Origin of the sequence: Chitinophaga pinensis DSM 2588, from assembly GCF_000024005.1 — a bacterium.
Classification (GTDB): domain Bacteria; phylum Bacteroidota; class Bacteroidia; order Chitinophagales; family Chitinophagaceae; genus Chitinophaga; species Chitinophaga pinensis.
This window is the reverse complement of record NC_013132.1, coordinates 3,092,446-3,111,318: the sequence shown is the minus strand read 5'-3', so window position 1 is coordinate 3,111,318 and position 18,873 is coordinate 3,092,446. Positions and strand designations below refer to the sequence as shown.

At 41.2% G+C, this 18,873-nt stretch carries 21 protein-coding genes and 1 tRNA gene; 10 read left to right on the top strand and 12 right to left on the bottom strand.

Annotation, left to right across the window (positions count from 1 at the left end; translation table 11 throughout):
• Window positions 1-160 precede the first annotated feature (160 nt).
• A complete protein-coding gene (locus tag CPIN_RS12670) occupies window positions 161-388 on the top strand; it encodes a hypothetical protein (RefSeq protein WP_012790198.1) in 228 nt (75 codons plus the stop codon).
• A 3-nt stretch (window positions 389-391) separates the two neighbouring features.
• On the top strand, window positions 392-655 hold the full coding sequence (gene yidD / locus CPIN_RS12665; protein ID WP_012790197.1) for a membrane protein insertion efficiency factor YidD: 264 nt from the start codon (window positions 392-394) through the stop codon (window positions 653-655).
• A 593-nt stretch (window positions 656-1,248) separates the two neighbouring features.
• Here the strand turns inward: yidD and CPIN_RS12660 are convergent.
• Both CPIN_RS12660 and CPIN_RS12655 read right to left on the bottom strand, forming a co-directional pair.
• Window positions 1,249-1,575, bottom strand: a complete 327-nt coding sequence (locus tag CPIN_RS12660) for a hypothetical protein (RefSeq protein WP_012790195.1) — start codon at window positions 1,573-1,575, stop codon at window positions 1,249-1,251.
• 165 nt (window positions 1,576-1,740) lie between these two features.
• The gene (locus CPIN_RS12655) at window positions 1,741-1,950 is read right to left on the bottom strand and encodes a hypothetical protein (RefSeq protein WP_012790194.1); all 210 of its coding nucleotides are present in this window, start codon (window positions 1,948-1,950) and stop codon (window positions 1,741-1,743) included.
• A gap of 304 nt (window positions 1,951-2,254) precedes the next feature.
• Here CPIN_RS12655 and CPIN_RS12650 point away from each other — a divergent pair, with 304 nt between their 5' ends.
• Both CPIN_RS12650 and CPIN_RS12645 read left to right on the top strand, forming a co-directional pair.
• The gene (locus CPIN_RS12650) at window positions 2,255-2,488 is read left to right on the top strand and encodes a hypothetical protein (protein WP_012790193.1); all 234 of its coding nucleotides are present in this window, start codon (window positions 2,255-2,257) and stop codon (window positions 2,486-2,488) included.
• 347 nt (window positions 2,489-2,835) lie between these two features.
• Entirely contained in the window at window positions 2,836-5,148 is a 2,313-nt protein-coding gene (locus tag CPIN_RS12645; RefSeq protein WP_012790192.1) for a M60 family metallopeptidase, read from the top strand.
• A gap of 117 nt (window positions 5,149-5,265) precedes the next feature.
• On the opposite strand, the gene CPIN_RS12640 is transcribed toward CPIN_RS12645, so the two are convergent.
• Window positions 5,266-5,637 (bottom strand): winged helix-turn-helix transcriptional regulator, encoded by a 372-nt coding sequence (locus CPIN_RS12640; protein WP_012790191.1) that lies wholly within the window; start codon window positions 5,635-5,637, stop codon window positions 5,266-5,268.
• Between the two features lie 109 nt (window positions 5,638-5,746).
• Between CPIN_RS12640 and CPIN_RS12635 the strand changes: the two genes are divergently transcribed.
• Window positions 5,747-6,097: an EthD domain-containing protein gene (locus CPIN_RS12635; RefSeq protein WP_012790190.1), complete on the top strand. Its 351-nt coding sequence runs from the start codon at window positions 5,747-5,749 to the stop codon at window positions 6,095-6,097.
• 151 nt (window positions 6,098-6,248) lie between these two features.
• Here the strand turns inward: CPIN_RS12635 and CPIN_RS12630 are convergent, their stop codons facing one another.
• The 4 genes from CPIN_RS12630 to CPIN_RS12615 form a co-directional block, all read right to left on the bottom strand.
• Window positions 6,249-7,160, bottom strand: coding sequence for a helix-turn-helix domain-containing protein (locus tag CPIN_RS12630; RefSeq protein ID WP_044218524.1), 912 nt, complete (start codon window positions 7,158-7,160; stop codon window positions 6,249-6,251).
• Between the two features lie 74 nt (window positions 7,161-7,234).
• Entirely contained in the window at window positions 7,235-8,152 is a 918-nt protein-coding gene (locus tag CPIN_RS12625; protein ID WP_012790188.1) for an alpha/beta hydrolase, read from the bottom strand.
• Window positions 8,153-8,534: 382 nt separating this feature from the next.
• Window positions 8,535-8,846 (bottom strand): antibiotic biosynthesis monooxygenase family protein, encoded by a 312-nt coding sequence (locus tag CPIN_RS12620; RefSeq protein WP_012790187.1) that lies wholly within the window; start codon window positions 8,844-8,846, stop codon window positions 8,535-8,537.
• Between the two features lie 267 nt (window positions 8,847-9,113).
• A complete protein-coding gene (locus tag CPIN_RS12615; RefSeq protein ID WP_012790186.1) occupies window positions 9,114-10,331 on the bottom strand; it encodes a PQQ-dependent sugar dehydrogenase in 1,218 nt (405 codons plus the stop codon).
• Window positions 10,332-10,737: 406 nt separating this feature from the next.
• On the opposite strand from CPIN_RS12615, the gene CPIN_RS12610 reads away from it, so the two are divergent.
• On the top strand, window positions 10,738-11,229 hold the full coding sequence (locus tag CPIN_RS12610) for a hypothetical protein (RefSeq protein ID WP_012790184.1): 492 nt from the start codon (window positions 10,738-10,740) through the stop codon (window positions 11,227-11,229).
• Between the two features lie 13 nt (window positions 11,230-11,242).
• Here CPIN_RS12610 and CPIN_RS12605 read toward each other — a convergent pair whose 3' ends face one another.
• Window positions 11,243-11,812: a C40 family peptidase gene (locus tag CPIN_RS12605; protein ID WP_012790183.1), complete on the bottom strand. Its 570-nt coding sequence runs from the start codon at window positions 11,810-11,812 to the stop codon at window positions 11,243-11,245.
• A gap of 202 nt (window positions 11,813-12,014) precedes the next feature.
• On the opposite strand from CPIN_RS12605, the gene CPIN_RS12600 reads away from it, so the two are divergent.
• A complete protein-coding gene (locus tag CPIN_RS12600) occupies window positions 12,015-12,857 on the top strand; it encodes a class I SAM-dependent methyltransferase (RefSeq protein WP_012790182.1) in 843 nt (280 codons plus the stop codon).
• Between the two features lie 150 nt (window positions 12,858-13,007).
• Here the strand turns inward: CPIN_RS12600 and CPIN_RS12595 are convergent, their stop codons facing one another.
• Window positions 13,008-13,406 carry an NUDIX hydrolase gene (locus tag CPIN_RS12595; RefSeq protein WP_012790181.1) on the bottom strand — a complete coding sequence of 133 codons (399 nt, stop codon included), beginning with the start codon at window positions 13,404-13,406 and terminating at the stop codon, window positions 13,008-13,010.
• A 20-nt stretch (window positions 13,407-13,426) separates the two neighbouring features.
• Window positions 13,427-13,780, bottom strand: coding sequence for a winged helix-turn-helix transcriptional regulator (locus CPIN_RS12590; protein ID WP_012790180.1), 354 nt, complete (start codon window positions 13,778-13,780; stop codon window positions 13,427-13,429).
• Window positions 13,781-13,957: 177 nt separating this feature from the next.
• On the opposite strand from CPIN_RS12590, the gene CPIN_RS12585 reads away from it, so the two are divergent.
• Complete coding sequence (locus CPIN_RS12585; RefSeq protein ID WP_012790179.1) at window positions 13,958-14,629, top strand: NAD(P)H-binding protein; 672 nt, start codon at window positions 13,958-13,960, stop codon at window positions 14,627-14,629.
• Window positions 14,630-14,706: 77 nt separating this feature from the next.
• Here the strand turns inward: CPIN_RS12585 and CPIN_RS12580 are convergent, their stop codons facing one another.
• Window positions 14,707-15,720 carry an alpha/beta fold hydrolase gene (locus tag CPIN_RS12580; RefSeq protein WP_012790178.1) on the bottom strand — a complete coding sequence of 338 codons (1,014 nt, stop codon included), beginning with the start codon at window positions 15,718-15,720 and terminating at the stop codon, window positions 14,707-14,709.
• Window positions 15,721-16,078: 358 nt separating this feature from the next.
• Between CPIN_RS12580 and CPIN_RS12575 the strand changes: the two genes are divergently transcribed.
• Window positions 16,079-16,162: transfer RNA gene (locus CPIN_RS12575), tRNA-Leu, on the top strand.
• Between the two features lie 543 nt (window positions 16,163-16,705).
• On the top strand, window positions 16,706-17,881 hold the full coding sequence (locus CPIN_RS12570; protein ID WP_012790177.1) for a hypothetical protein: 1,176 nt from the start codon (window positions 16,706-16,708) through the stop codon (window positions 17,879-17,881).
• Window positions 17,882-18,096: 215 nt separating this feature from the next.
• On the opposite strand, the gene CPIN_RS39165 is transcribed toward CPIN_RS12570, so the two are convergent.
• A complete protein-coding gene (locus tag CPIN_RS39165) occupies window positions 18,097-18,804 on the bottom strand; it encodes a reverse transcriptase domain-containing protein (RefSeq protein WP_222838199.1) in 708 nt (235 codons plus the stop codon).
• Window positions 18,805-18,873: the final 69 nt, after the last annotated feature.

The window sequence follows — 18,873 nt, the reverse complement described above, 5'->3', positions numbered from 1 at the left end:
TTTTGAAGATTGATCAATATGATGGCAAATGATATATATGGTGTAAACAGGAAGATTTAGATAAACTGATTTCGATTTTATCAACGTAAAAACTAAACTATAACGGTTTCAGGAGAAGTTCTCCAGAAGCTTCAGTAATCAATTTTTAAAATTTAAATCAATGGAATTTAAAGTAGTCCCCTTTACAGCACAAATCACCAGGAATGATACCTCAACAACAGTAGCACACCAGATGCAAACCATTATTGATGACAATGTGAATCAGGGTTGGGAATATATCCGGATGGATTCAGTAGAAACAGCTATCGCCGCAGACCAGGGATGTTTTGGGATAGGTGCTCAACCAGCCTTCGTTACAACTTACAACGTCCTCGTATTTAAAAAATAGTCTATGAGATGGCTGTTTATTTCTCTTATTCATATTTATTGGATTATTCCTAAAAAATGGAGAAGGCGTTGCATTTTTAAACATTCCTGCTCAAAGTATGTTTATCAAACGACGAAAGAGCAGGGTTTTCTTACAGGCATCAGAGCGCTAAAACAACGTATGAAACAGTGTACACCTTATTATGGCGTGTATATTGGGGATGATCAGGAAGAATGGATCATTTTACGTGATAATGAAGTAATAGCGAGAAGACTTACCAATGTTTAATTCATCAATGTCTCTAAAAAATCCAAACCGCTTGTGAAAGGTAAATGAGGATAAAATCCCATTTACCATCACACAGCCTTTAAAGTAAGAGGCCCAGGCATCAGGAAGCATTAATAATTTTCAAATTAACTAACGATTGTTTTCATCTTTACCTGTCAGGTAAGACGCAAGCCTAATAATCCCACTTTATTAAATTTTCAAAATTCCTTTTAAATGTGGAAAGACTACGTCCTGTGAGCTTAGCAAATCATAGTAAAGGGATGTTATATACAATGCTGCATCCGTTCCGTTCGACCCTTCGAATATCGCAGGATACCCCAATATACCCCTCCAAGCCATCTACGGTACTATCTTTCAAAGACCAGGTTAAATCCTTTGAGATTTGTCAGACCAGGGATAAAAACAATCAGGCACTATATTATTTCGATAATCTCCAAACCTCATTCGACTAACCTTCGCCATTATCCAACACCACCCGAATCACCTTTAGACATTCTATAACGCTCTTCGTGTCAGCTATAGACAATTTACAATCTACTCCGGCCTGGGACATAACAATGATGGGCCCTGGTTGAAAACTACTTCCATCACTGTCATTTCTCTTTTGCAATATCCTCATACCTGACCAACACCTGTTCCTTTAGCTCCTCAAGCATCTGACTCTTTATAGGATTAAACTGCTGTTTTTTCATTGTACCAATGGATAATTCACCATTCATGTCCCTGATGTAGTAGTTAAAAATCTCTTGAAATCCGCTCTCTTCATCTATTTTAAGAACTGTCACTGAAATAATATCAATAGGCTCACCTGGCGATATTTCATACGATTGTGGCATTGAAGTAAAATTGACTTTAATAGTATATGGTTTCCCTTTACTATCGGGAAGAATATATGAGAAGCCATTTGAAATTGCTATCATAAATTACACTTTACTACAAATTAGAGGAGAACATTCCATAATATAAATCACGCTCTTTTCCGCCTCAATCGTTCATCTGGAAAACAATTCTTACGATTATGACATTCTTCCATGATAATTCCCCTCTCAAATTGCCACCTACCAGCTATTACAGATTATTACACCTTACACAACCGCATCCGGAATTTCCAGCAGCATAATAGCCTCCCCCAGCCCCAAGCCCAATTCCGCTCTGGTCAATACCAATATATCCATGTAACCCATCCCTGCCTTGAGAAAAACAGGAGGTATGTTTTTAAGATTATCATTGTTACCATCGTGGATCTCATGAAACTTATCAATTATCTCTTTGGAGAACTTGCCGTTAATTTCCATACTTTATCTGTAAATAAAACCATTTGAGTATTAGCCCAATTATCTTCAGTTTGTTGTATATTATACGAGTGGAAAGGTAAAAAAGGAATTTAAAAAATACAAACTAGTTGGTATTTTTTAAATTCTCGCTTCTTTTTAGATTTACACTACTACTAACCCCCATTTATTCCGATTATACGAAACACCCATTATTATAACAACCAGGAACTATTCTACCTGGGTCAATCGTCATCTTACGCTATCACAAGAACACTTAACTAACTATTCATTATTCAACTCTTCAGCAATTAAACACAAAACTCACATGATGAAATACTATATTATTGCCGCTATTGCCCTACTCCTTGGCATATTTTCCTACTTAAAGCTATTTGCTAACTCCAATTCTATAGATCGAACTGAAGACTATATTATAGTTGAACGGGCCGGAGCGGCTGATCTGGAAGAAGCAGTACGTTTTCAGATGACTAATGGATTTCAACCATTAGGTGGTGTTAGTGTTAACGAACAACGTTATACGCAAGCCATGGTCAAGTAGCGCTTTTATTTCATTAGTACATCTCAGACATATTTATAGCTCTTTTAGAAAAGATATAAAGGCAATTAGAATTACACTAATAATGTATTTCCGATTGCCTTTGCTGACTGATCCTTTAATAATAAAATTGATTGCAGGAGATTAAAATAAAGGTTGAGCCTACCGTGGGAAGATGTTATTCTGTCCGATTAAACCTGATGTCGTTCCATAAGTTGCCTTTGTAGTGTGTTGGGGATAGTAACATAATAGGTGGACATCAATAACTCCCACTACCTAAAGTCGAACTTAACGGACTTCCGCACTTGCTTATACAATTTTGTTCCTGTATTTTACCTAAAAATAACCCGATGAAGCTTTCCAGTGTGCCTGTACTTATATTATACCTGTTGTTCACCCTATCTCCCCAGCGTGTCACCGCACAAACGTTATACAAACCTTTACTGCTCAAAAACGTACAGCACCTGCCATTGCCGGATACCTCTCACGTCGTGTTTGTCCTGCTCGCGTTCAATGATGCTGCAGAAAATATCGCCGTCGCCAACCTTGATGTTGAGATGCCTGTGAAATTGAATGTGATCGCAGCTGCTCCACTCGGCAAGGGTAAGCTCATTGCCTTTGGCAGTGGCGCCTATTTACATAAAGATCTGCTTCATGACGCCAACGTACAGCAACTGGTGCAAAACATGTTCATATGGGCGGGTAATGGTCGTAAACGCCCCAAAATGGGCCTTTATACAAGTGCAGACAGCTCCTTCCTGCAACTGGCATCTCAGCGTCATATAAGTACCTACCCCATAAGCAACGCAGGTATAGAAAAAAATACTGATATTATCTACCTGGAAACAGATGTAACTGATAAAGATACACTCAAAACCCTGGAAACCTTTGTACGTAATGGAGGCACGCTCATACAGGTGTCTCCTTATGAGCAAATATATTATAAAATGCTTGCTGCTCCCGGTACCATACAGAATGCCGGTATCAATACGCTGTTGGCAAAAGCCGGTCTCTATGATATAAACATGGCCTTTTATAGTACTTATCAAAATAAGGAACTGATCTTAGATAGTGTACCTGACTATCTCCATCTGTCCAGTATGCTCCCTTTGCTGAAACGCCCGTCTACCGGCATCGTTGATGATATTACCGATAAGTATATCGTGCAGCCTACTGTGGACCTGTTGTTCGAAAATAACGATATTAACGCCGCTGTTCTGCAGACCCTTAAAGCGCAATATAAGGTGCCGGATACCCTGACAATTCCCACACCGCAAAATCCGCTAATATTGTCAAATACGGAAGAAAAGGTACGTTATCATCTTACCCGCCGTTTTTTCGGGAAGACGCGTTCTCTTATCGACGATAAACATGCAGTATCTCCAGGCGCCCGTTACTTTCCCGGCCTTGTACCGGATACCGCTACCCGCATTACCACCAGTATCACGGTACCGGTGCAGGTAGGGACACAAGGTTTGCTGGAACCTACCGCCATCTACTTCAGACCACATCCTACAGGACTGTATGTACCGCCTGGCACGGAAGTGAAGGTTATACTGCAAAGTAAAGACAAAACACAGCATCTGAAAGCACAGATAGGGGTACACAATGATGACCTGGCGGACCTCACCCAACTGACCCGTAGTGCCGAAAATATGGTACGCACCTTCTCACTGGACAATGACACTACACTTATCTACTCCCCTTTTGGAGGACTACTGCAGCTCAATGTTAGTGATACCACTACACTCAAAGAGATCACCATTACCGTAACAGGTGTTGTCAAGGCGCCCTACTTTAAACTGGGTCAGACCAGTGAAGCCTCCTGGATAAATAGCATTCGTAACAACCCGGCTCCCTGGGCTGAACTGGCCACAGATAAAATCATCCTTACTGTACCTGCTTACCGCATCCGCCAATTGGATAATCCGGTGAAACTTATGCAGTTCTGGAACGAAGTAATGGATGCAGATGCCGATCTGGCCAGGATATCCCGTATCCGTTCCCATCCCGAAAGAGTAGTCGTAGACCAGGATGTCGCATATGGTTACATGTACACAGCGCCAGAGCGCATCATCGTGCCGGATGATCAAAGTTGTGCATTGATGCTGGATGAATCCCAGGTTCGCGCTAACGGCTCCTGGGGACTGTTCCACGAATTAGGACACCGTCATCAGTTCTGGGGCATTGACTTTGGCGAATTACAGGAAGTTACGGTAAACCTGTTCACCATGCATGTTTATAATAAAGTACTGCACAAAGGCATCTACAATCACGAAGAAATTGCCAGTAAAGAAATTGTATTGAAAAAGATCAACAACTACCTGCAAAACAACCCATCCTTTGAAAAGTGGGGTCAGGATCCCTTTCTGGCGCTTTGCATGTACATAGAGCTCATACAGCAGTTTGGCTGGCAAAGTATAGAGGATACTTTTACAAAATACAGGGCTATGCCGAAGGAACAATACCCTCAATCGCAGGAAGACAAGCGAAACCTTTGGTTCCTGACTATTTGCGATGTAACCAAAACCAATCTTACACAATTCTTCGATATCTGGAAAGTACCTGTGTCAGATCATGTGAAGGAAAAAGTAAGCACCTATCCTTCCTGGCTGCCTGATGAACTGAAGCACTATGATACGCAGAAAGCGCCTGTCCATTAAAAGTTCAACACTGTCTGAATTCCAGCAATATTCCCTATATTAATGAAGGCGATAGTACGGCTTTCAAGTAAGCTTTAAAATATATTCAATCGTTTCGCCAATGAAGTCAGCACCTTTTTACAAAACGTCCGTAAACTTAGGATCATTCTTCAATCCTTTTTCAAGATCCTCCCTGTGTTCCTCTCCCCATTTTTCCATCACTATAATAAGCGGAACTAAGTCATTACCTAATGGCGTCAACTTGTATTCCACTTTAGGCATCTTTGTATTGTATACCTGTTTTTCCAAAAAACCATGATTCACCAGTTCCCCTAACTGCTTATCCAGTACTCTGCGATCACCATTCTGTATCTTTTGTTGTAATTCACTGGGGCGGTGAAACCCCTGGGACACATAATAAATAAGCATCAACTTCCATTTCCCATTCAATAATTCTTTAAAGAAATGTAGACCACAATTTATTTGAATGGGTGTTTTCTTCTTATACATGAATTTATAAAATTAGGTGAAAGAGGTGTTAGTAAAAATACCCGCATAAAATTGTCCGGTATTGACTGCCAGTCAGCTTAAAAATAGCTTTGCATTTAAAATAAAAAACATGCTGAAATTCACATTTCTAATCCGCCGGACTGATGGTATGAGTAAAGAAGATTTCATTAATTACCATCGTCAGCATCATGCGCCGTTATTTATGTCCATTCCTGAATCTCAAAAGTACGTTAAAAAATATGTTGTCTCCCATCCTACCGAAGTAGCAGGTTTTCCCGCGCCTCAATACGATGGTGTCACTGACATCTACTTCTCTTCAATGGAAGATTTCAATACGTTTTTCTCCAGCGAAAATTACAAACTGAAGGTACATCCGGACGAAAGTAATTTCTTCAAGTTGAATGAGGTAGTAAGCCTGGTCTGTGACGAAAAAATAGTAGTCGATGTAACAATAGCATAATATTGAATAGATGCTATATCCACAGGTGACCATCTAAAAGCAAACGCCGGAGATTAATATCCCCGGCGCTTTTACTCATATCGGTCAAAAATTTATGTTACACGGTTTGTTAAGAAATCAGCTGTAACTACGACTAACGCAAGCCCTTAGCTCAACTAAAAGACTCCCTGAATGCTGAAGGAGACAATGCTGTCTTCGCCTTAAACAACTTACTAAAAGACTGTGGATGCTCAAAACCAAGTTCATAGGCAATCTCACTGACGGAAAGTGTAGTCGTTGACAATCTTTCTTTCGCTTTTTCAATCAGCTTCTCATGAATATGTGCCTGGGTACTTTGTCCAGTCAACGCGCGTAACATATCTGTCAGATAATGCGGAGACAAGTTTAATTTACCTGCAAGATATTCCACCGTAGGAAGTGATCGCTTAAAATCATCATTCGTTTCAAACCATTTATCCAGGAGCTGTTCAAGCTTCATTAGTAAATCACTGTTAACCGCTTTACGGGTGATGAACTGCCGTTCATAAAAGCGATTACAATAATTCAAGAGTAAGTCTATCTGTGAAAGCATCACCGGCTGTGTATGTTTGTCAATATGCTTTCCCTCCTGTTCTATCTTTCTGAAAACGTCTATAATGTTCCGCTCCTCCTGTGCAGAAAGATGCAGTGATTCGTTCACGGCATAAGAGAAGAAACCATAATTTCTGATAGTCGTCGCCAGGGGATGTCGTCTTAAAAAGTCCGGATGCAACATGAGTACAAACCCTTTCCCAAATTGAGGACCAGCTGTACTTTCATCTACCATTTCAAGTAATTGCGCCTGTCTGGGTGAAGTAAAACTCATGATCCCGGTGTCAAAATCATAATACTGCTGACCATACTTCATCCTGGCCCGGACCTCCCTTTTCAGGGATATCGTATAAAAATCAACAGAAAAGGGTTGCCAGATATCATCGTTAGCGGATTTTCTATCCTGCAGACGCGCCACGCTCACCAGCGGATGTGTAGGAGCTGGTAATGATAATAAACGGTGAAATGCTGATATCGTTTGAATATTATTCATAAACGGCTGATCTGTAAATTTAAGCAAAAGGGATTACCCGTTAACAGGGTAATCCCTTTTGCACTAACTGATTGCTATTCCGCCGAAAGAGCTTTCTGCAGAAAGGGAACAATTTTCCCAACTGCTTCCGTTGTCGCTGCCGGTTGATCATAAAGATCGTAATGGCCAGCTCCTTTTACGGTATGAATGCTTTTATCTTTTGACGCAGCTTTATTATACAGCTCAAAGCCATCTCTGTAAGCGCCGAATGAACCGACCCTATCTCCCACTATCACCAGTAAAGGCTGCGTTAATAAATATTCTGCCAGATGGAAAGCATCAAATGCCATGATGGAACTGATACTGGTAAAGCGCAGCTGATTGTTGGCATTCGGATGTTCTCCCCTGGAGGTTCTATAATAATCTATTGCCTCCAGCAGATCCGCATCTGTCAACCCAGCCTGCCTTGCAGCTGCTGCAGACGCCGGCGTCCACGGTGTAATCAAGGCAGCTGCTCCGTTTGCTTCTGCCGTACGTTGTCGGCCGACTGCTTCCAGTGTTGCTATTGTACTGTTTTCTCTGTAAGCGCGACCGATATTCGTAGGAGAAACAGACACAACCGCTTTGATACGTCTTTCCGTAAGGGCTGCATTTGCCGCGTAACCACCACCCGCACAAATCCCTAGTACACCGATACGTTCACTACCTACAAAGTCTACAGTAGTCAGATAGTCCACCGCACAACGGATGTCTTCCACACGGGTCACAGGATCTTCCAGGTAACGGGGCATACCGCCGCTTTCCCCCTGAAAAGAAGCATCAAAGGCGATTGCTATAAATCCCTCCTTCGATAGTTTAGCCGCGTAGAGACCTGCCGTCTGTTCTTTTACGCTGCTACCCGGATGAACACAAATAATTGCTGTATGCTTTTTGGTTTTATCAAGGTTGTCCGGCAGATAAAGATCTGCCGCAACTTCCCAGGCCCTGTTTGAGAATTTTACTGATTGTTGCATTGCTTATTGGTATTGCTTAACAGCTGCAAATTTCAGTTAAGAGTAATTGCCCGACGTTGTCAAATCGTGTTTTGTCGTAGCCATTCCACTGATTCCTCACCTTATAGCGAAGTGTTCAATTAAAAAAAATGGTCCGGCAAGACTACCGGACCATACGCTTAAACCTACAACTGTTACACTATTGTGCAAAGTAAGATGAGTACCTCATGGATAAAGACCTACGTACTTATTCATATCTTCCGGGGATTAACTATTGTATATATAACAATCATCATTGATTGCTATGCAAATGTGAAATCAAAAAAAGCTTTCTAAAAATTTTTGAGAAAAGTGAGGGAATAATGCGAAGCACCTTCTATCCGGATCGACGCAATAGTCCGGATCAAGGTTGTTCCGCTTCAAATTGGCGAACGATCTCGTACATCCCCATATCGAATTGCGCGAACTGCAATGCCTCTTCTAAATAAGGTGAAGCAACGGCATTTTTTCGCATATTCTCATAATCTTCCCTGCTGCGCCATTGTGCATACATCGTGACTTTTGTACCATCTACACTTTTATGTAAGGTAGCCGCAATAAAGCCTTCAATAAACTTCACACTTTCTTCTGTAGCCTTTGTTAACAAGTCTATGAGGCGTAACTGGTTCTCCGGCGCTACTGTAAATACATTGATCAACACAATTGCCTGATTCATGCCTGTAATATTTATAACAAGATGATTAATAGGTACAAATTTAAAGCAATCCAACAGACCTGACTTTATTCAGAAGTCCAAAATTCTTTGTTTAAAAGTTCAAATATCTGGTATATCGTGATGGACAACAATGTATTCTGTTCCTGGTGTAAAAAGGTAATTAAGGGGTTCAATAAACACCGCGTGCATGCCGCTATTTATAAGCAACATGCACGCGGTATGTATAGTAGTATGCGATTGACAACCGCCCGATAAGAGATTCCTGTATTATTCGGCTTTATCCAGTCTATATAATCTACCCTGATCTGTCACGGCATATAACGCGCCGTCTACACCCTGTGTCACATCCCGAAAACGCTGCCCTTCTCCACCCAGCAGTCTTTCCTCGCCTACAACCTTATTATTTTCAATAACAAGTCGTACGATATGCTGACCACTCAATGCGCCGATAAACAGGTTATTCTTCCATTCAGGTACCCTGTCGCCACCATAGAAAGTCATACCACTAGGCGATACGACAGGATCCCAGTAGTAAACAGGTTGCTCAAGTCCTTCTTTTTGCTGGATCCCATCTCCCACTTTCTGACCACTATATTCGATGCCATAAGTGATTGTAGGCCAACCGTAGTTCTTTCCTGCCTGTATGTGATTTATTTCATCACCACCACGTGGACCATGTTCTGCCTGCCACAAGTCGCCGGTAACGGGATGAATAGCCAGACCCTGCGGATTACGATGTCCGATAGTATATAATTCTGGTAAACCGGCTTCTCCAAAGGTAGGATTACCAGGAGCCGGCTGACCATCTTTAGTGATATGTACGATCTTACCAAGGGCTGCGGTGGTGGACTGTGCCAATGGTCTTGTAGCCAGATCAGAACGTTCTCCGGTACTTACGAAGAGATTACCCTGTGCATCAAACACGATGCGGCTGCCATAATGCAGTGTTCCATTATATGCAGGGATAGCCCGATAAATGACTACTGCATTTTCTATTGCTTTCTCGTCATTTGCCAGACGGCCTTTTGCTACGGCTGTAACGGTACCACCAGCGACATTTTCAGAAAATGTCCAGTATACCATGCGGTTTGTGGCGAATGCAGGATCAAGCGTCAGACCCAGCAGACCACCCTGACCATTTGAATTTACGGCAGGTAATCCGCTGATTGCTGCACCAACGGTACCGGTTTGCGTAACAATACGCAGAACGCCTCTTTTTTCAGTAACGAGGAATCTGCCATCCGGAAGACTTTTGACACTCCAGGGACCTGTCAATGAAGAGGTAATGACGGTGGTATCCAGGCGGGTGCTTGTACGTACACCTGCGGCCCTCGTTTGCCCCTGGAAAGCCGGTTGATAATCCGTATTAGGATCCTGCGTTTCAACAGGCGGATACTTCGGGTCATTTGATCCTTCATTGTCATCGGAACATGCATACAGCGCAAGTGTAGCACTGGCAGTAAGAATGAGTAATAGGTTTTTCATCACTTTGATTGTGTTTAAGTAGAAAACGGGTTATGATAGTTCGCGGTTGTACTAGGATACTTTACAATTTTTATGCCTTACTTTCCTTGTTCCAGGCCGGCAAGCTGCCTGACTGCTTCATTTTTACCATTGGTCGTGGTGTATTTCTCCGGATCAATTCTGATATTCTGGCATCGGTCAGTTATTAATCTCATATTTGTTATCCTTCGTTAATCCTTCGTTGCGCAACGCAGTCTGAACGAAGGATAATACCTATCAAATCAATAGCAAAGCCTTGTTAAAGCAAATATACACCAGTACATACGAGATTATCCTGCATACCCGGATATAGTATATACCTATTTCTGTTATCTTTAAATATGCGTTTTTAGGGGCAGATATATCACTTCGGATAACAGCTTAGTTTATGGATCCAAATCAATTAAAAAAACTGCTGACAGATGAATGTTATCAGGATATCTTATCGCGGATAGCGAGAGAGATCAATCATCCTGTCGATGATACAATTGATGTTCCGCTCCTATCTGTGGGATGGGACAGGATCAGGCATTCCACACTACAGGAGGCAGATTTTTATCGGTTACTGCAGGAATACAGCACATTACTTGTGCAATACTATGCGAAGGGGTATGCCTTGTTTTTAGAAAACTTGTCCAAAACATTTCCCAACTGGGAACAAGCGGAGGAAGATATAACAGATGAGGCAGCAGAGGTATCTACTGTGCCAATATTAGCATTAGCTACGACGATGATTGAATTCTATTACTTACTGAATAATGATCACGCCGGACTGCTCAGCTTTTTTAAAAAAGAAGATATTGAAGATCCGGAAAGTTTTCTGGATCAATGTAAGACACCTTTTGAGTATACGATGAGTGCTAAAGATAATCGTCTTTAGCCCTTCCCACAATTTAGTGATGGGGAAAAACCCTGATTACCTTTACAAATCTTCCCATATAATATGGGTTCAATGTCGTCTCAGTTACCCCATTCGCCTTACCGGAGGTAGAATGTATAAATACAACGCTATCATCTGCCTGTGTGATGATGCCCATATGTCCGACGGTCCTTATGGTGCTGTCGGTGCCTGTAAACAGAATAAGATCACCGGGTTTTCCTTCAGCAAGCGAGACTGTTTCCCCTTCATTGGTGAAACCCGCCGAGGTTCTTGGCACATCTATTTTAAAGTGATTAAACACATAGGTTATAAATCCTGAACAGTCAAATCCTCTGCGGGGATCTGTGGAACTATATTTATACGGAATACCTTTCAATGTTTTGGAAAAGGCTAATAGTTCATCCGGATTCGTTGTGCCTGTCTTGATGCTGGATGTACTAACAGTAATAGTTGTATCAGGAGGACTCATCAGTGAATCATCCGTGTAAACGGGCAACTGTTCCAATTCGGTCTTTTTTTCCGGTACTTCGGTGCACGACAGCAACAGGGGAAATAGCAGTTTCAGGACAGTTGTTCTATACATACTCAAATATAATACTTCAATTTATATAATAATAATTTTATAAATATATAATAATGTCTTCATTCAGACGACTCTTACTACACAGGGTATTCCTGTTTGTAACAAACTTTGTACCTTCACAACCTCATTCCTCATTTACACTGGTTTGTTTACTACCTCTTTGAGACCCCACACATTTTCAACCCCCAAAACTGCAACTCTCATGAGCGACGCAACCTCTATGCAAAACACCACAAATCCCAACAAAGCACTATGGGAAAAGGGAGACTTTACACGCCTTGCAGCAACCATGCGTGAAAGCGGCACCGAACTGATCTCAAAACTCGACATTACACCAGGTATGGACGTACTTGATCTTGGTTGTGGTGATGGCACTACTGCCCTTCCGTCGGCCCGTCTTGGCGCCAGGGTATTAGGAGTAGATATTGCCCGAAACCTGGTAGCCGCAGGGAATAAGCGTATCGAGGAAGAGGGTCTGACTAATATTCGTATCCTGGAAGGAGATGCTACTCATCTGGAAGGAATTGCGGATGCCAGCTTTGACCTCGTTGTAAGCATTTTCGGTGCCATGTTTGCCCCGAAACCATTTGATGTGGCAAAAGAGATGGTAAGGGTAACACGACCCGGTGGAAGGATTGTAATGGGCAACTGGATACCTGGCGACCCAACCCTGGTAGCACAGATATTGAAGGTCAGTGCTGCTTATACGCCTCCTCCACCGGAAGGCTTTATCAGTCCCGTTTTATGGGGAATAGAAGACAACGTAAAAGAACGGTTTGGTCAGGCGGGTATTTCTGCGGATAACATCTCCTTTATCAGGGATACCTACACCTTCCAGGCGCCATTCCCTGCCGCCTCATTTGTAGAACAATTCAGGCTGTATTATGGTCCCACAATGAACGCTTTCGATGCTGCAGAAAAAAATGGTAAGGCAACAGAGCTGCAAAAGGAACTGGAAGAATTATTCGTTCGGGAGAACAGGAGTAAAGATCCGGATAAGACCTCTATTCCGGCAACATTCTTACGTGTGACCGTTCAACGCTGATACAGTGTCAGTCTTTATTATACCGGTATTGCGCAGCTATTCATTCTTACGTATTTAGCATGAACCGTTGTGTAATACCGGTATAATATTGTTGAAACAGAGCGAATAACTAAAATATTAAGATAATACCCGGAACAACCGTATCATTGCTCAACGAATCAGTTGCTTTTCTTTTAAAAAATCGAATATCAATTTATCTACTTCGGAAATCTTGTCTTTATCGATGTACTGTAACCATCTGACTTCCTCAATTTCTGCAGCAGCGCTGATCTCACCTGAATATTCAGCCGTATAACATGTCATTTTTACTTCAATGCCTGCTGTATGTCCATGCGCCTGTGCCTGAAAGATACCTACCAATTGCAGTGTGGCTATATGCAGGTCAACACTCAATTCTTCTTTTATTTCCCTGCATAATGCCTGTGCATCGGTCTCACCATCTTCTCGTTTTCCTCCGGGAATATAGTATTTATCCTTACCATAACTTCTCGTGGAGAGGATGGCGCCGTCTTTTATTTCAATCCAGGCGAGTTTGTCAATGAGTTTCATTTTTCAAATATCGGACGTAATCAATTCTCCAGGATGGTTTTTCTATGCAGATATCCCCATTCTTTCAATGCATAAATAACAGTATGCAGAGATCTGGTATGTGCAGTCGTGTTATATTCAACAACGGGTGGGAAAGCATCATACATTTTTCTTTCGACCAGCTGATTGGCTTCCAGTTCTTTCAATTCCTTCGACAACATTCTATCACTGATCCCTTCTATATCACGGGCAATTTCCTTAAAACGTCTGGCTCCATTCAGCAGACTAATCAATATCTGCAATTTCCATTTTCCACTCAACACATCCAATGCATCGCGGACAGCAAGTAGATCCTTACTGGAGCAGATCTTATCCTGGTGACAATTCTCTTCCATTTGATAACAGTTATCGTTACTTATCTTTTTGTTAGCGCTTACCCAAAGTTTAGTGCTTACAGGCGATCAGCAAATATAAATAGTTTTGCGTCGTTATCCGGGGAAAGCAGGTCAGTTCATACGTAGACAGAATCAGACATACTTACGCAAGGAAACAATCAACTATCAAAAGAAAAAATGGAAAACAGGGTATTAATATTTGGCGCAACCGGCAGGACAGGATTGATCGCAACAGCGTATGCGATTCAACAGGGATATCATGTAACGGTGCTTGTTCGCAATCCGGAAAAAATAACCATCCAATCAGATAAGCTCCGCATAATAAAGGGCTCGCCTGCCAATATTGAAGAGGTACGTATGGCGATGAAAAATTGCAGGTATGTGATCAATTTATTAAGTGCACTTTCGCAGGAAGAGAGTTTTTCCTTCAAAAAAATCGATGCGCCGCATGTACTGGAAAAGAGTATAAAGAATGCGATCCTTTGTATGCGGGAATATGGTATAAAGCGGATACTGTCGTTATCATCCATTGGTGTAGGAGATTCTTATAAATATGCACCCTGGTTTATGCGGCTGATTATAAAAATCACGAATTTCAGTATTGTATTTGCAGACCACAATGCACAGGAGCAATTATTAAGGGAATCGGATCTTGACTGGACGATTGCCAGACCAGTGGCACTTAACAATGACCAAGCTTCAGGTACGCTGGTGGTCAACTACAATAAAAGACCCCGTCCGTTTAAAATGAGCCGAAAACAGCTGGCAGCTTTTTTTATCAATAATTTAAATACGAGTGATTATATTCATAAATCGCCTGTTTTATCTGAATCAGCCGCTGGTAGTTAACTGGTTTTAAGATAAAAAGGAATCCACTTTATCAGCGAACTCCTTTTTGTGTGCTATATCCAACGTATATATGAAACCTATTTTGTAAAATTATTCACTTCAATAATTGCATCTGCAAATGCCTGCGGTGCTTCCTGCGGAAGGTTGTGTCCTACACCGCCGGTAAGTGTATGATGTGCATATTTGCCTTTAAACTTAGCAGCATATTTTGCAGGATCGGGATGTGGCGCACCATTGGCATCGCCTTCCAATGTAACGGTAGGTACTGTAATATCAGGTGATGCAGCCAGTTTCTTTTCCAGATCATCATACTTTGCTTCTCCTTCAGCCAGACCAAGTCTCCAGCGATAGTTATCGATAACGATCTTCACATGATCCGGATTATCAAATGCAGTTGCTGACTGGTTGTACACTGCATCGCTGAAATTCCATTTTGGGGAGGCAGTCTGCCAGATCAGCTTATTAAAGTCATGGGTGTTTGCCTCATATCCTGCACGACCACGTTCTGTCGCGAAATAAAACTGATACCACCAGGACAATTCTGCTTTAGGAGGTAAAGGTGTTTTATTAGCCGCCTGACTACCGATCAGGTAACCACTTACCGATACCAGTCCTTTTACACGTTCAGGCCAGAGGGCGGCCATAATATCAGCAGTACGTGCGCCCCAGTCAAAACCACCGACTACTGCTTTTTTAATTTTCAGTGCGTCCATAAATTCGATGATGTCTACGGCCACCACTGATTGTTGTCCGTTACGTGGTGTAGCTGCCGACAAAAACCGGGTCGTACCATAACCACGCAGATAAGGTATCAATACCCTGAATCCTTTGGCCGCCAGGATATCAGATACTTCTTTATAACTGTAAATATCATATGGCCAACCATGAAGCAATATTACCGGTTCTCCGTCAGCCGGCCCTGCTTCTACATATCCCACATCCAGCACACCCGCTTTGATCTGTTTCACATGATCAAATGAGGCATCCTTAGTTTGTGCGTTGACGGTATTCAGTCCGCCGATACTCAATGCGGCAAATATTAAAGCTATACCCAGGAAATGACGGCGGAGGAAGTTTATGCTGTTGTTCATACTATTGAAATTAATTTTGTCAGTAAATTTTCGTTCTGTGTATTTGTGTTATGTGCTTTCAACACTTCGAAGGTACATTGACACAGGACTCAATACCAATCACTTATACCGTAAACCGGACACAATTATCCGTGAGTCAGACATTTGGAGAAGCGAAATTTCATGTGAGGAGACGGTGGGGCTGTTCAATCAGGGATTAAGTCTGCGGAGTCTTGTTAAAAATTATTTTTAGGAGACAGATCCTTTACCAGATTGCATTTCCGGACGGCAGCGTCCGGAATAAAGAGGATGGATAAAAAAATATTTCATAATAAGGATAAAAGTTATACATTTGCACTCCCTGACACGGAAAACAGATGCCCAGATGGCGAAATTGGTAGACGCACTGTGTTCAGGTCGCAGCGCTCGCAAGGGTGTGCTGGTTCGAATCCAGTTCTGGGCACAAAAATAACAAGACCCGCTCACTTCACTAAGAGCGGGTCTTGTTATTTTTGTGCCCAGTAGCGGAGCTCGCGTAACTATATTATAATCAATTAAATACAGGTTCGATTCAAGTTTATCCTCCTAATATCCTACCACTATTATTGACGAGCAATATCAAATAAGCCTTTACCTTGTAAATGAATAAGTTGGCTTAATGTCATGTATATGACTGTAACAGGTGATATTTATGGATTAAGTTCAACACTTGTCGACACAACAATGAGGTTTATTTTTCAAACGATTAGTCATAAAAAATCGAATCTGTATTGCTGTCTGTTATCCCCACTTCACTTACTCAACTTTTCTTTAAATCCTCAACATGACACGTCTATAGGCAATAGGTTACCTTAATCGCTGAAAGGCAACTAATATTAACCTACTCTTTACAAATGAGGAAGATATCTCAAAAAGAGATCTGATAGGGAGCTAAGCTCACTTCTCTTTTTTGTTGCTAGTCAAACTTTTTTACGTAAAAACTATTACATAATTAATTATCCGCCTTATGTCACAAACATTACTTGAGCTTCTGGATTTTTGTACGAAATTAATTGCTCCTATTCTTACGTTTATATTTACAATCGGTGGGTTCTTTTTAAAAAAAGAAAAAGAAATCACATATTTTGACGGCGAGAGAGAAATTACACAAAAAAAAAGAACTCCCTGGCATACCATTTCCGTAATAGGAGCAAGCATCTCTGTCTTCGTGATTTTATCTGGAATACTTATTGACAAAAAACTAAACGAGGTAAAAGAAATTCTCAAGCGTCAGAAAGACTTAAATAACTCTGTAGCCGAATACATAAAAGACTCTATCGCTGAATCTACACGAAACTTTAAAGATTCGATTGAGCAAGCAAAGATTGATAGCCTTAGACACAGAACTGACAGCATCTACATTGCCGCAGAAAAAATGTCATCAAACATGACCGAATCGATGGAAAACTTTAATATACTCAAGCAAAAAACAAATGAACTCCAACACCCTTTAGAGCCAATCATAATTAGAATAAGTGAAAAAATTTGGATTGAAGAAAATGACGATAAATATCAAAACTATTTATCGATACTCAGATTTGCCGATTCACTTACTGAAATTAATAGCGGGTCAGTTCAAATTTCTGGGATTAATGATACTCCTTACATTGTTAAGTATTTGCCTAAAATTCATTCCACAAACTATATGACAAAAATCGACACATTCATACTGCAGAATTTCATGTCCAAAATGCACTTGACTTTCACTGAAAAAAATTTCAACCACGATACAATTTTTGAAGAAGATGAAAAATTACGAATGGAATTATACCCTTATACTTTCAATAATTTGACTTATTGTATATCCATGAATAAATGTCATCCATGGATAACTCTCACATATGACATCAAACCATTGATTTCAAATCAAGCAGGCTCATACAGTCTTCATTCATTTTATAATGGAACAATGCTCATAGAATATTTAGGTAAAAATGGCTATTCGCTTCCTACAGCCAAATTAAATAAAACGGTATCTTTCTCTCTACTACAAGTTGGTGGTGAAACAAAATTTAACCTCAACACACGTACTTGCCCATGGATTTGTATACAACAAAGATCAACATCTCAGCAATCTATTAATTCCTCTTGGAAGAAAATAAAAATGCCCATAAATTTAAATAGCATATTGGTAAAAAACTAAGAACAGAAACCTTTAGGAAACTGTTTGGCCATAAAATCTCGGACGATAAGTTTCCTTATTTCCCTGACAAAGAGCGATTGGCTAACAATCAACTGTCACTAATTTGGATAACTTAACGACAATCAAAAGCCATTGGTTCCGGGTAGAGCGGTTCGTTACCTCCCCGCTCCCCCACAGACCCCCATGAGCGGATTTCCCGCATACGGTTCCTCTGTTTACGGTTTCGCTAATTGATAACTGTGATAGACCTTCGGTCTTACAAGGGGTATCCACTCCATCGTTAGCTTCCTTATCTTTTCCCATGTCCAGACACGCTTACCCCCTCGATGGTTTAGCCATTTATAGAGTAAGTTTTTAGTCCGGTTATAGTACGTGTGCAGCTTCCTGATATTGAATGTTATACCATAGTAGGCATAGTGGCCGCGTAGTTTCTGGTTCAGTGATTCTATAAGTTCTGCTATAGGTAGCTTGTGTCTATAGAACTTGATCCAGTCACTCAGACGCTTCAAAGCCGCATTCAGTTTCTTACTGCTTGTTTTCCGCTTAAGGATACGTTTTCCATTTCGGCTTTTACTTATATAGTGAGTAAAAGCTAAGAAGTCAAACGTGGTACGGGGATGATCTTCTCCATCATCGTCCAGATCTATTAATCTGGTCTTGTCTGGATGTAGGGTCAGTCCGTATTTACTTAATCGTTTCGGTAAAACTGCCATCACTCGTAATGCATCTTCCTTGTTGGTAAACCCAAGAAGAAAGTCATCCGCAAAACGGATCATAAAACTGTCATCCTTCAGTAATCGCTGGATTTGATCTTTAAACCAGGTATCCAGTACATAGTGTAGGTAAATGTTACTCAGTAACGGAGATATGCTACCTCCCCTGAGGAGTACCTTCCGTAGGATACACGACCTAACCCTTTTCAAGTATACCTGCCTTCAACCACTTGTCTATCATTTTCCTTATCACACCATCTTTTATCTTTAGGTCAAAGG